This window comes from Pseudomonas sp. NPDC089554 (genome assembly GCF_050280645.1).
Taxonomy (GTDB): domain Bacteria; phylum Pseudomonadota; class Gammaproteobacteria; order Pseudomonadales; family Pseudomonadaceae; genus Aquipseudomonas.
Genome location: NZ_JBNNVR010000125.1, coordinates 1 through 12,098, shown reverse-complemented (window position 1 = coordinate 12,098; position 12,098 = coordinate 1). Strand labels below are relative to the sequence as shown.

Below are 12,098 nucleotides of genomic sequence, written 5' to 3'. Positions count from 1 at the left end.
CTGTCTGTGGGGTGACTTCGATGTGCTGGCTCAGGGCAATGCTGCTCTGGCTGCTGAAGGTCAGGCCATCGGCGAAGTTCTGCAAGGCGGCGTCCTGCGTGCCATCGAAATCGATGCCGACGTGGTGCTGAAGGCGACCAAGGTCGATGGTGTATACACCGCCGATCCATTCAAGGACCCGCACGCCGAGAAGTTCGATCGCCTCACCTATGATGAGGTTCTGGATCGCAAGCTCGGTGTCATGGACCTGACCGCAATCTGCCTGTGCCGCGACCACAAGATGCCATTGCGGGTATTCAACATGAACAAGCCTGGCGCCCTGCTGAACATCGTGGTGGGCGGCGCTGAAGGTACTCTGATCGAGGAAGGCCAAGCATGATCAACGACATCAAGAAAGACACCCAGGAGCGCATGGGCAAGTCCATCGAGGCGCTGGGTCGTAACCTGGCAGCCATCCGCACCGGTCGCGCCCACCCCAGCATCCTGGACAGCGTCAAGGTGACCGCCTGGGGTAGCGAGATGCCGCTGAACCAGGTGGCTGCGATCACCGTCGAAGACGCCCGTACGCTGAAGATTGTCGCTCATGACAAGAACCTCAGCGCGGCCATCGAGAAGGCCATTCTGACCTCCGACCTGGGCCTGAACCCGTCCAGCGCCGGCACCACCATTCGCGTGCCGATGCCTGCCCTGACCGAGGAAACCCGCAAGGGCTACACCAAGCAGGCCAGCGGCGTGGCTGAAGACGCCAAGGTTGCCGTGCGCAACGTGCGTCGCGACGCACTCGCCGACCTGAAGAAGCTGACCAAGGACAAGGCCATCAGCGAAGACGAAGAGCGTCGTGCTGCGGATGAGATCCAGAAGCTGACCGACAAGTACGTCGCCGAGATCGACGCTGCGTTCAAGGCCAAGGAAAAGGACCTGCTGGCCGTCTGAGGCCAGGGTTTTTCTTTAATGGAAAAGACCAAGCCAGCGGCACCGACCTCGGTGCCGCGCCACGTCGCCATCATCATGGATGGCAACAACCGCTGGGCGAAGAAGCGCCTGTTGCCTGGCGTTGCCGGTCACAAGGCGGGTGTGGATGCGGTGCGGGCCGTAATTGAAGTCTGCGCCGAAGCCAAGGTGGAGGTGCTGACGCTCTTCGCCTTTTCCAGCGAGAACTGGCAGCGTCCCGCCGATGAGGTCGGGGCGCTGATGGAGCTGTTCTTCTCGGCTCTGCGCCGCGAAGCGCGCCGCCTCAACGAGAACAACATCAGCCTGCGCATCATCGGTGACCGCACGCGGTTCCACCCGGAATTGCAGGCTGCCATGCGTGAAGCCGAGGCGCTGACTGCCGGCAATAACCGTTTCATCCTGCAGATCGCCGCCAACTACGGCGGTCAGTGGGATATCGCCCAGGCCGCCCAGCGCCTGGCGCGGGAAGTCCAGGCTGGCCACCTGCGCCCGGACGACATCACCCCAGAGCTGTTGCAGACCTGCCTGGCCACAGGCGACCTGCCGCTGCCCGACCTGTGCATCCGCACCGGGGGAGAGCACCGCATCAGCAACTTCCTGCTGTGGCAGCTGGCCTACGCCGAGCTGTATTTCTCCGACCTTTACTGGCCGGACTTCAAACACGAGGCCATGCGTAACGCACTGGCCGATTTCGCTTCGCGCCAGCGCCGCTTCGGTAAGACCAGCGAGCAGGTCGAGGCTGGAGCTCGTGCTTAATGCTTAAACAACGCATCATCACCGCGCTGATCCTGCTGCCGATCGCGCTGGGCGGTTTCTTCCTGCTCAATGGCGCGGATTTCGCCCTGTTCATTGGCTTCGTGGTCACCCTCGGTGCCTGGGAGTGGGCGCGCCTGGCCGGGCTGGTGGCCCAGCCCCTGCGCATTGCCTACGCCGCCGTGGTCGCCGGGGCGTTGATGCTGCTGTACCTCATGCCAGACCTCGCACCCTGGGTGCTGGGCGCCTCGGTGATCTGGTGGGCGCTGGCAACTTGGCTGGTGCTTACCTACCCACGCAGCAGCGAGCTCTGGAACAGTGCCGCCTGTCGCCTGCTGATCGGCCTGCTGGTGCTGCTGCCGGCCTGGCAGGGGTTGGTGCTGCTCAAGCACTGGCCGCTGGGCAATTGGCTGATCCTGTCGGTCATGGTGCTGGTCTGGGCTGCTGACATCGGTGCCTATTTCTCCGGTCGTGCCTTTGGCAAGCGCAAGCTGGCGCCGCAGGTGAGCCCGGGGAAGAGCTGGGAGGGCGTGTATGGCGGTCTTGCGGTCAGCCTGGTGATTACCCTGGTGGTAGGCATCGTGCGTGATTGGGGCATTGGCCAGATACTGCTCGGCCTGGTGGGGGCGGTGATCGTGGTGATGTCGTCGGTGGTCGGTGACCTGACCGAAAGCATGTTCAAGCGCCGCGAAGGCATCAAGGACAGCAGCAACCTGCTGCCTGGCCATGGTGGCGTACTCGATCGTATCGACAGCCTGACCGCGGCGATCCCGATGTTCGCCGTGCTGCTCTGGGCCGTCGAGTGGGGTGTGCTGTGAGTGGCGTGCAGCGCATTACCGTTTTGGGTGCTACAGGCTCCATTGGCCTGAGCACCCTGGATGTGATCGCTCGTCATCCCGAGCGTTACGAAGTGTTCGCCTTGAGCGGCTATTCGCGGGTGGATGAATTGCTGGCCCTGTGCCTGCGCCATCGCCCAACCTACGCGGTGGTGCCGAGCGCCGACGCTGCCGCGCGCCTGCGCGACGGCTTGGCCGCTGCCGGGGCTACCTGCGAGGTGTTGGAAGGGGAGGCTGGTCTGTGCCAGGTTTCTTCTGCGCCCGAGGTGGATGCGGTAATGGCCGCCATCGTCGGCGCTGCCGGATTGCGCCCGACCCTCGCAGCGGTGCAGGCGGGCAAGAAGGTGTTGTTGGCCAACAAGGAAGCGCTGGTGATGTCCGGCGCGCTGTTCATGGACGCAGTACGGCGCAGTGGCGCGGTACTGTTGCCGATCGACAGCGAACACAACGCGATCTTCCAATGCCTGCCCACCGACCATGCCCGTGGCCTGGCGCAGGTGGGGGTGCGGCGCATCCTGCTGACCGCTTCGGGTGGGCCGTTCCGCGAGATGGCCGCTGCCGATCTGATGGATGTATCGCCGGAGCAGGCCTGCGCTCACCCCAACTGGTCGATGGGTCGCAAGATCTCGGTCGACTCGGCGAGCATGATGAACAAGGGGCTCGAGCTCATCGAGGCCTGCTGGCTGTTCGATGCTGCGCCGTCGAAAGTCGAGGTGGTGGTACACCCGCAAAGCGTTATCCATTCACTGGTCGACTATGTCGACGGTTCGGTGCTCGCCCAGCTGGGCAACCCGGACATGCGCACCCCGATCGCCAACGCCCTGGCCTGGCCAGAGCGGATCGACTCCGGGGTGGCGCCTCTGGACCTGTTCGCCATCGCCCGTCTGGATTTCCAGGCGCCCGACGAACAGCGCTTCCCTTGCCTGCGCCTGGCGCGTCAGGCTGCCGAGGCCGGCAACAGCGCACCTGCGGTGCTCAATGCGGCCAATGAGATTGCGGTGGAGGCATTTCTGCAGCGGCGTATCCGCTTCCCGGAGATCGCGGGTATGATCGAGCAGGTGCTCGACCGCGAGCCGGTGGTGCCATTGCCTTCGCTGGATGCAGTGTTCGCTGCCGACCAGCGGGCTCGGGAGCTGTCCCGGGCCTGGTTGACGCGCCACGGTCGCTGATCGCTTGCGACCCCAGGCCTCGCTGAACGTCATTCGGAGATGGATATGACAGCGCTCTACATGATTATCGGCACCCTGGTGGCGCTGGGTGTACTGGTCACTTTCCACGAATTCGGCCACTTCTGGGTGGCACGGCGCTGCGGCGTCAAGGTGTTGCGCTTCTCGGTGGGCTTCGGCACGCCGCTGGTGCGCTGGCACGACCGCCAGGGCACCGAGTTCGTCATTGCAGCCATCCCCTTGGGTGGCTACGTCAAGATGCTTGACGAGCGCGAGGGGGATGTCCCGCCTGCCTTGGCGCACCAATCCTTCAATCGCAAGACCGTTGGCCAGCGTATCGCCATTGTCGCGGCCGGCCCCATCGCCAACTTCCTGCTCGCCATCCTGTTCTTCTGGGCGGTCGCCATGCTCGGCAGCCAGCAGGTGCGCCCGGTCATTGGCTCGGTGGAGCCGGGCAGCCTGGCAGCGTCTGCAGGCCTGAGCTCCGGCCAGGAAATCGTTTCCATCGATGGCAAGGCGATCAACGGTTGGTCGGGTGTCAACCTGCAACTGGTGCGTCGCCTCGGCGAAAGCGGCACCTTGCAGGTCGGGGTGCGTGACGAGGGCGCGACTGTCGAGCGCCAGCACGACATCAGCCTGAACCAGTGGCTCAAAGGCGACGATGAGCCCGACCCGATCCAATCCCTCGGTTTGCGCCCATGGCGTCCGGCGGTTACCCCGGTGCTGGCAGAGGTCGACCCGAAGGGGCCCGCCGCTGCGGCCGGCTTGAAGGCTGGCGACAAGCTGCTGGCACTCGACGGCGTCGCCCTGGGCGACTGGCAGCAGGTGGTCGACAGTGTGCGTGCACGCCCAGAAGCCAAGGTTGTACTGCGTGTCGAGCGCGATGGTGCGCAGCTGGAGGTGCCTGTCACCCTGGCGCGCAAAGGCGAAGGGCAAGCCTCCGGTGGTTACCTGGGCGCGGGTGTAAAACCTGTCGAATGGCCGTCCAGCATGCTGCGCGAAGTCAGCTACGGACCCCTGGAAGCCGTGGGCGAGGGGCTGTCGCGAACCTGGAGCATGAGTGTCCTTACCCTTGAATCGCTGAAGAAAATGTTGTTCGGCGAGCTCTCGGTAAAAAACTTGAGCGGACCGATAACCATTGCTAAAGTGGCGGGCGCTTCAGCCCAGTCGGGTGTGGGGGATTTCCTGAATTTCCTGGCCTACCTGAGCATTAGCCTAGGGGTTCTTAACCTGCTGCCCATTCCAGTACTGGATGGGGGGCACTTGCTGTTCTACCTGATCGAGTGGGCGCGCGGTCGTCCACTTTCGGATCGGGTACAAGGTTGGGGGGTCCAGATCGGTATCAGCTTGGTCATCGGGGTCATGTTGCTTGCCCTGATAAACGATCTGGGTCGACTTTAACGCTTCGCTCTATTGCGAACCCGCTGCCTCGCTCGCGGCGGGTTGTTTATTGCCAGTTGGAATAAAAGGACTTCATGAAACGTCTGCTGCTAACTGCGGTCCTCTCCGCACTGATGATCGCTGAAGTTCACGCCGAGTCCTTCACCATCTCCGATATCCGCGTCAACGGCCTGCAGCGGGTTTCCGCCGGCAGCGTGTTCGGCGCGTTGCCGTTGAACGTTGGCGACCAGGTCGATGACCGGCGCCTGGTGGAGTCCACCCGCTCGCTGTTCAAGACCGGTTTCTTCCAGGACATTCAGCTGGACCGTGATGGCAATGTCCTGATCATCAACGTGGTCGAGCGCCCGTCGGTTTCGAGCATCGAGATCGAGGGCAACAAGGCGATCAGCACCGAAGACTTGATGAAAGGCCTGAAACAATCGGGCCTGGCCGAAGGCGAGATCTTCCAGCGTGCCACCCTCGAGGGCGTGCGTAACGAGTTGCAGCGCCAGTACGTGGCCCAGGGCCGCTACTCGGCCGAAGTCGACGCCGAAGTGGTGCCGCAGCCACGCAACCGGGTTGGCCTGAAGATCAACATCAACGAAGGTACCGTCGCGGCTATCCAGCACATCAACGTGGTGGGCAACACCGTGTTCAGCGACGAAGACCTCGCCCAGCTGTTCGAGCTGAAAACCACCAACTGGCTGTCGTTCTTCAAGAACGACGACAAGTACGCCCGCGAGAAACTCTCCGGTGACCTGGAGCGCCTGCGTTCCTACTACCTGGACCGCGGCTACATCAACATGGACATCGCCTCCACCCAGGTGTCCATCACGCCAGACAAGAAGCACGTCTACATCACCGTCAACGTCAATGAAGGCGAGAAGTACACCGTCCGTGACGTCAAGCTGTCCGGCGACCTGAAGGTGCCGCAAGACCAGGTCCAGTCGCTGCTGCTGGTGCAGCCGGGCCAAGTGTTCTCGCGCAAGGTGATGACCACCACCTCCGACCTCATCACCCGTCGCCTGGGTAACGAGGGCTACACCTTCGCCAACGTCAATGGCGTGCCTCAGCCAAACGACCAGGATCACACCGTCGACATCATGTTCGTCGTCGACCCGGGCAAACGTGCCTACGTGAACCGTATCAACTACCGCGGCAACACCAAGACCGAAGACGAAGTACTGCGCCGCGAAATGCGCCAGATGGAAGGTGGCTGGGCATCGACCTACCTGATCGACCAGTCCAAGACCCGTCTGGAACGCCTGGGCTTCTTCAAGGAAGTGAACGTCGAGACCCCACCGGTGCCAGGCACCGATGACCAGGTCGACGTCAACTACGCCGTGGAAGAGCAAGCGTCCGGTTCGATCACCGCCAGCGTCGGTTTCGCCCAGAGCGCCGGTCTGATCCTCGGTGGCTCGATCAGCCAGAGCAACTTCCTCGGTACTGGTAACCGGGTGTCCATCGGCCTGACGCGTTCCGAATACCAGACCCGCTACAACTTCGGCTTCGTTGACCCCTACTTCACTGCCGATGGCGTGAGCCTGGGTTACAACGCCTTCTACCGCAGCACCGACTACGACGACCTCGATGTCGACGTGGCCAGCTACGCGGTGGACAGCCTCGGTGCCGGTGTCAGCCTCGGCTACCCGATCAGCGAGACCTCGCGCCTGACCTATGGCCTCACCGTGCAACAGGATGACCTGAAGACCGGCCGTTACACCGTCGATGAGATCTTCAAGTTCATTCAGGAAGAAGGCGACAGCTTCCTTAACTTCAAGGCGTCGATCGGCTGGTCCGAATCCACCTTGAACAAAGGCGTGCTGGCAACCCGTGGTCACTCCCAGAGCCTGACCCTGGAAAGCACCATCCCAGGCAGCGACCTGTCGTTCTACAAGCTCGACTACCGCGCCCAGCTGTTCAAGCCGATCAATAACGAATACACCCTGCGCCTGCACACCGAGCTGGGCTATGGTGATGGCTTCGGTGGCACCTCCGGCCTGCCGTTCTACGAGAACTACTACGCGGGTGGCTTCAACTCGGTACGTGGCTTCAAGGACAGCACCCTGGGCCCACGCAGTACCCCGAGTAACGGCTCGAACCCCGGCACTATCGCTGACCCGGACCAAGACCCGCTGCCATTCGGTGGTAACGTACTCGTCCAAGGTGGTGTCGAGCTGCTGTTCCCGCTGCCATTCGTCAAGGACCAGCGTTCGCTGCGGACCTCGGTGTTCTGGGACGTGGGTAACGTGTTCGACACCAACTGCGGCTCCAAGCCCGATTGCACCAAGGTCGGCTTCTCCGACATGGCCAGCTCCGTCGGTCTCGGCGTGACCTGGATCACCGCGCTCGGCCCGCTCAGTTTCAGCCTGGCGATGCCGATCAAGAAGCCTGACGACGCCGATACCCAGGTGTTCCAATTCTCTCTGGGCCAGACCTTCTGAGGTCGGCCCTCGCTTAACGACAACGGTTTATCCAGGAGTGCATCGTGCGTAAGTTGACTCAACTGGCCGTATTGGCCGCGGCGCTGGTCGCCACCCCGGCTTTCGCCGAAATGAAGATCGCCGTTCTGAACTACCAGATGGCACTGCTCGAGTCCGACGCGGCCAAGGCCTACGCGGTCGATGCCGAGAAGAAGTTCGGCCCGCAGCTGACCAAGCTGAAGACCCTGGAAAGCAGCGCCAAGGGCATCCAGGATCGCCTGATCAAAGGCGGCGACAAGATGCAGCAGCAGGAGCGTGAGCGCCTGGAGCTGGAATTCAAGCAGAAGGCCCGCGACTTCCAGTTCCAGTCCAAGGAACTGAACGAAGCCAAGGCCGTTGCCGACCGTGACATGCTCAAGACCCTCAAGCCCAAGCTGGACGGCGCTGTCGAGGAAGTCATCAAGAAGGGCGGTTTCGACCTGGTACTCGAGCGTGGCGCGGTCATCGATGTCAAGCCTCAATACGACATCACCCGCCAGGTCATCGAGCGCATGAACCAAGCGCGTTGATATGACCCTGACGATGACCCTCGGCCAGCTGGCCGAAGCCCTTGGCGCCACCCTGAAAGGCCCCGAGGCGCTGCCGATCACCGGGCTTGCGACCTTGCAGGACGCAGGCCCGGGGCAGCTGAGTTTTTTGGCTAACAAGCAATACCGCAAGTACCTGGACGATTCCCAGGCCGCTGCGGTGCTGCTCAAGGCCGAGGATGCCGAAGGTTTCTCCGGCAACGCCCTGATTGTGCTCGACCCCTACCTCGCCTACGCGCGCATTTCCCACCTGTTCGACCCCAAACCCAAGGCTGTGGCGGGAGTTCATCCCAGCGCCGTGGTGGCGGACGATGCGGTGGTGGACCCCAGCGCCAGCATCGGTCCGTTCGTGGTGGTTGAAAGCGGTGCGCGCATCGATGCCAACGTCACCCTGGGTGCGCATTGCTTCATCGGTGCTCGCAGCGTGGTTGGCGAAGGTGGCTGGTTGGCACCGCGTGTCACGCTGTACCACGATGTGACCATCGGTAAGCGCGTGGTCATCCAGTCCGGTGCGGTGATCGGCGGCGAAGGTTTCGGTTTCGCCAACGAAAAGGGCGTTTGGAACAAGATCGCCCAGATCGGCGGCGTGACCCTTGGTGATGATGTTGAAATTGGCGTCAACACCGCGGTTGACCGTGGCGCCCTGTCGGACACCCGTATCGGCAATGGGGTAAAGCTGGACAACCAGATCCAGATCGCCCACAACGTACAGGTCGGTGACCATACGGCCATGGCGGCTTGTGTCGGTATCTCCGGCAGCACGCGCATCGGCAAGCATTGCATGATCGCCGGCGGTGTCGGCATGGTCGGTCATATCGATGTTTGCGATAACGTTTTTGTTTCCGGCATGACCATGGTGACCCGCTCCATTACCGAGCCGGGTGGTTATTCCTCGGGTACGGCCATGCAGCCTTTGGCCGAGTGGCGCAAGAGCGCCGCGCGCATTCGCCAGCTGGATGAAATGTCCAAGCGTCTTCAGCAGCTGGAAAAACGTGTCGATACCGTGACCTCAGGTGGCCAGCCTGCATCAGAAGGCTGATACCATTCCCTGAGCAAGAGTGAACAGTCGCTAGCTGGCTCCTCTATGGATTGCAAAAGGAGCGTGCGGTCAGTCCCTGCGCTCCCTATTCTTACTACAGGCTTCCCCCCGAAATGATGGACATCAACGAGATTCGCGAATACCTGCCTCACCGTTACCCGTTCCTGCTGGTGGACCGTGTGACGGACCTGGACTTCGAGGCCCAGAGCATTCGTGCCTACAAGAATGTCAGCATCAATGAGCCGTTCTTCAACGGCCACTTCCCAGCGCACCCGATCATGCCGGGCGTGCTGATCATCGAGGCGATGGCCCAGGCGGCCGGGATTCTCGGTTTCAAGATGCTCGATGCGAAACCTGCGGATGGCACCCTGTACTACTTCGTTGGTTCCGACAAGCTGCGCTTCCGTCAACCGGTACTGCCGGGCGACCAGCTTGTACTGGAGGCCAAGTTCCTTAGCCGTAAGAGCATGATCTGGAAATTCGAATGCCGAGCGCTGGTCGACGGCAAGCCAGTTTGCTCGGCAGAGATCACCTGTGCGGAACGCTCCCTATGAATTTGATTGACCCTCGGGCGATCATCGACCCCTCGGCCAAGCTGGCCGACGGCGTCGAGGTAGGCCCCTGGTCGATCGTAGGCCCCGATGTGGAAATCGGGGAGGGCACCGTCATTGGTCCACACGTGGTGCTCAAGGGGCCGACCCGCATCGGCAAGCACAACCGTATCTACCAGTTCAGCTCCATCGGCGAAGACACCCCTGACCTCAAGTACAAAGGGGAGCCGACGCGCCTGGTGATTGGCGACCACAACGTGATTCGCGAGGGCGTGACCATTCACCGTGGCACCGTCCAGGACCGCTCGGAAACCACCTTGGGCGACCACAACCTGATCATGGCCTATGCCCACATCGGCCACGACAGTGTGATCGGCAACCATTGCATTCTGGTCAACAACACGGCGCTGGCCGGGCACGTCCATGTCGGCGATTGGGCGATCCTGTCGGGCTATACCCTGGTGCACCAGTACTGCCACATTGGTGCGCACGCGTTCTCCGGCATGGGGACGGCGATCGGCAAGGATGTACCTGCATTCGTCACCGTGTTCGGTAGCCCGGCCGAAGCGCGCAGCATGAACTTCGAAGGCATGCGCCGTCGCGGCTTCAGCGACGAGGTGATCCACGCGCTGCGCCGTGCCTACAAGATCGTCTATCGCCAGGGCTTGACCACCGAGCACGCACTGAAGGCGCTCGACGAATCGGCAGCTCAGCATGCCGAGGTCGAATTGTTCCGTCAGTCGATTCAGAATTCTGCCCGCGGCATTACCCGCTGACATGGCCCAGCTTTGTGTAGCGCTGGTGGCCGGCGAGGCCAGCGGTGATATCCTCGGGTCCGGTCTGATGCGCGCACTCAAGGCGCGTCATCCGGACGTTCGCTTCATCGGCGTCGGTGGTCCGCTGATGGAAGCCGAAGGCCTTCAGTCCTATTTCCCCATGGAACGCCTGGCAGTCATGGGCCTGGTCGAGGTACTTGGCCGCCTGCGTGAGCTGCTCAAGCGGCGCAAGGACCTGATCCAGACCCTGATTGCCGAGCGTCCCGATGTGTTCATCGGTATCGATGCGCCGGACTTCACCCTCAACATCGAGCTGAAACTGCGTCAGGCCGGTATCAAGACCGTGCACTACGTCAGCCCTTCGGTGTGGGCCTGGCGCCAGAAGCGGGTGCTGAAGATTCGCGAAGGCTGCGACCTGATGTTGACCCTGCTGCCCTTCGAGGCCAGGTTCTACGAAGAAAAGGGCGTGCCGGTGCGTTTCGTCGGCCATCCGCTGGCAGATACCATTCCCCTGGATGCCGACCGCCAGGCTGCCCGCGCGGCATTGGGCTTGGGCGATGGGCCGCTGGTTGCTCTGATGCCCGGCAGTCGCGGTGGTGAGGTAGGGCGCCTGGGGGAGCTGTTCCTCGATGCTGCCCAGCGCTTGCGCGAGTTGGTGCCCGGTGTGCGCTTCGTCTCCCCCTGCGCCAACCCCACTCGCCGTGCGCAACTGGAGCAAATGCTGCAAGGGCGCGACCTGCCTCTGACGCTGCTCGACGGCCAGTCGCACCAGGCCCTGGCCGCCTGCGACGCGGTGCTCATTGCCTCCGGGACCGCAACCCTTGAGGCATTGCTGTACAAGCGCCCCATGGTGGTTGCCTACCGCCTGGCCGGGCTGACGTACTGGATTCTCAAGCGCATGGTCAAGAGCCCCTACGTGTCGCTGCCAAACCTGTTGGCCCAGCGTGCGCTGGTGCCCGAGCTGCTTCAGGACGCCGCTACCCCTGAGGCCCTGGCTCGCACCCTGGCGCCATTGGTGGCCGATGGCCGTGAGCAGACCGAACATTTCGACCAGATTCACCGCACCCTGCGCCGCGACGCCTCGAACCAGGCCGCCGACGCGGTGTTGGCCTTGCTGAAGGACCGATGACATGCAGATGGGACTGGATTTCAACCTGGTCGAGGACTTGGTCGCCGGTGTCGACGAAGTGGGTCGCGGCCCGCTGTGCGGGGCAGTGGTCACTGCGGCAGTGATCCTCGACCCGCAACGGCCGATCCTTGGCCTGAATGACTCGAAGAAACTTACCGAGGCCAAGCGCGAGGCGCTGTTCGACGAGATTTGCGAAAAGGCCCTGAGCTTCTGCATCGCACGTGCCGAAGTTGAAGAAATCGACCGGTTGAACATCCTTCAGGCCACCATGCTGGCCATGCAGCGCGCGGTCGAAGGCCTGAGCGTGACCCCGAAACTTGCGCTGATCGACGGCAATCGCTGTCCGAAACTGGCAGTACCAGCGGCGCCGGTGGTGCAGGGTGATGCCAAGGTTCCTGCGATCGCCGCCGCCTCGATCCTGGCCAAGGTCACCCGTGACCGGGAGATGAGCGCATTCGAGCTGATCTACCCAGGCTATGGCATCGGCGGGCACAAAGGCTACCCGAC

The 12,098-nt window shown here is 62.5% G+C and carries 12 protein-coding genes and 1 pseudogene; all 13 read left to right on the top strand.

The features are described 5' to 3' along the window. Window positions 1-379 (top strand): annotated as a pseudogene (locus ACQKPE_RS24290) (hypothetical protein); the annotation flags it as partial. Continuing rightward, window positions 376-933 carry a ribosome recycling factor gene (frr, locus tag ACQKPE_RS24285; protein WP_375098180.1) on the top strand — a complete coding sequence of 186 codons (558 nt, stop codon included), beginning with the start codon at window positions 376-378 and terminating at the stop codon, window positions 931-933. The pseudogene ACQKPE_RS24290 and the gene frr, both read left to right, overlap by 4 nt. A gap of 18 nt (window positions 934-951) precedes the next feature. Beyond that, window positions 952-1,707: a polyprenyl diphosphate synthase gene (gene uppS / locus ACQKPE_RS24280; protein WP_427669215.1), complete on the top strand. Its 756-nt coding sequence runs from the start codon at window positions 952-954 to the stop codon at window positions 1,705-1,707. After that, complete coding sequence (locus ACQKPE_RS24275; RefSeq protein WP_427669214.1) at window positions 1,707-2,522, top strand: phosphatidate cytidylyltransferase; 816 nt, start codon at window positions 1,707-1,709, stop codon at window positions 2,520-2,522. The genes uppS and ACQKPE_RS24275 overlap by 1 nt, the downstream gene beginning before the upstream one ends. Further along, window positions 2,519-3,709, top strand: a complete 1,191-nt coding sequence (gene ispC, locus ACQKPE_RS24270; protein ID WP_427669213.1) for a 1-deoxy-D-xylulose-5-phosphate reductoisomerase — start codon at window positions 2,519-2,521, stop codon at window positions 3,707-3,709. Before ACQKPE_RS24275 ends, ispC begins: the two co-directional genes overlap by 4 nt. A 45-nt stretch (window positions 3,710-3,754) precedes the next feature. After that, window positions 3,755-5,107, top strand: coding sequence for a sigma E protease regulator RseP (gene rseP, locus ACQKPE_RS24265; protein ID WP_427669212.1), 1,353 nt, complete (start codon window positions 3,755-3,757; stop codon window positions 5,105-5,107). A 74-nt stretch (window positions 5,108-5,181) separates the two neighbouring features. Beyond that, window positions 5,182-7,530, top strand: a complete 2,349-nt coding sequence (gene bamA / locus ACQKPE_RS24260) for an outer membrane protein assembly factor BamA (protein WP_427669211.1) — start codon at window positions 5,182-5,184, stop codon at window positions 7,528-7,530. Between the two features lie 44 nt (window positions 7,531-7,574). Beyond that, window positions 7,575-8,078, top strand: a complete 504-nt coding sequence (locus tag ACQKPE_RS24255) for an OmpH family outer membrane protein (protein WP_427669210.1) — start codon at window positions 7,575-7,577, stop codon at window positions 8,076-8,078. Between the two features lies 1 nt (window position 8,079). Further along, window positions 8,080-9,135: a UDP-3-O-(3-hydroxymyristoyl)glucosamine N-acyltransferase gene (gene lpxD, locus ACQKPE_RS24250; RefSeq protein WP_427669209.1), complete on the top strand. Its 1,056-nt coding sequence runs from the start codon at window positions 8,080-8,082 to the stop codon at window positions 9,133-9,135. Window positions 9,136-9,248: 113 nt separating this feature from the next. Beyond that, on the top strand, window positions 9,249-9,689 hold the full coding sequence (gene fabZ, locus ACQKPE_RS24245; protein ID WP_003252314.1) for a 3-hydroxyacyl-ACP dehydratase FabZ: 441 nt from the start codon (window positions 9,249-9,251) through the stop codon (window positions 9,687-9,689). After that, on the top strand, window positions 9,686-10,462 hold the full coding sequence (gene lpxA / locus ACQKPE_RS24240) for an acyl-ACP--UDP-N-acetylglucosamine O-acyltransferase (RefSeq protein ID WP_427669208.1): 777 nt from the start codon (window positions 9,686-9,688) through the stop codon (window positions 10,460-10,462). The genes fabZ and lpxA overlap by 4 nt, the downstream gene beginning before the upstream one ends. Window position 10,463: 1 nt before the next feature. Continuing rightward, on the top strand, window positions 10,464-11,591 hold the full coding sequence (lpxB, locus tag ACQKPE_RS24235) for a lipid-A-disaccharide synthase (RefSeq protein WP_427669207.1): 1,128 nt from the start codon (window positions 10,464-10,466) through the stop codon (window positions 11,589-11,591). A 1-nt stretch (window position 11,592) separates the two neighbouring features. After that, window positions 11,593-12,098, top strand: a 506-nt coding sequence (gene rnhB / locus ACQKPE_RS24230; RefSeq protein WP_427669206.1) for a ribonuclease HII, incomplete at its 3' end; no start/stop codon positions are given.

Bases quoted from the DNA above. Each gene is read 5' to 3' on its own strand.
- frr (WP_375098180.1), top strand. From the start codon at position 376: ATGATCAACGACATCAAGAAAGACACCCAGGAGCGCATGGGCAAGTCC.
- uppS (WP_427669215.1), top strand. From the start codon at position 952: ATGGAAAAGACCAAGCCAGCGGCACCGACCTCGGTGCCGCGCCACGTC.
- ACQKPE_RS24275 (WP_427669214.1), top strand. From the start codon at position 1,707: ATGCTTAAACAACGCATCATCACCGCGCTGATCCTGCTGCCGATCGCG.
- rseP (WP_427669212.1), top strand. From the start codon at position 3,755: ATGACAGCGCTCTACATGATTATCGGCACCCTGGTGGCGCTGGGTGTA.
- bamA (WP_427669211.1), top strand. From the start codon at position 5,182: ATGAAACGTCTGCTGCTAACTGCGGTCCTCTCCGCACTGATGATCGCT.
- lpxD (WP_427669209.1), top strand. From the start codon at position 8,080: ATGACCCTGACGATGACCCTCGGCCAGCTGGCCGAAGCCCTTGGCGCC.
- fabZ (WP_003252314.1), top strand. From the start codon at position 9,249: ATGATGGACATCAACGAGATTCGCGAATACCTGCCTCACCGTTACCCG.
- lpxA (WP_427669208.1), top strand. From the start codon at position 9,686: ATGAATTTGATTGACCCTCGGGCGATCATCGACCCCTCGGCCAAGCTG.
- lpxB (WP_427669207.1), top strand. From the start codon at position 10,464: ATGGCCCAGCTTTGTGTAGCGCTGGTGGCCGGCGAGGCCAGCGGTGAT.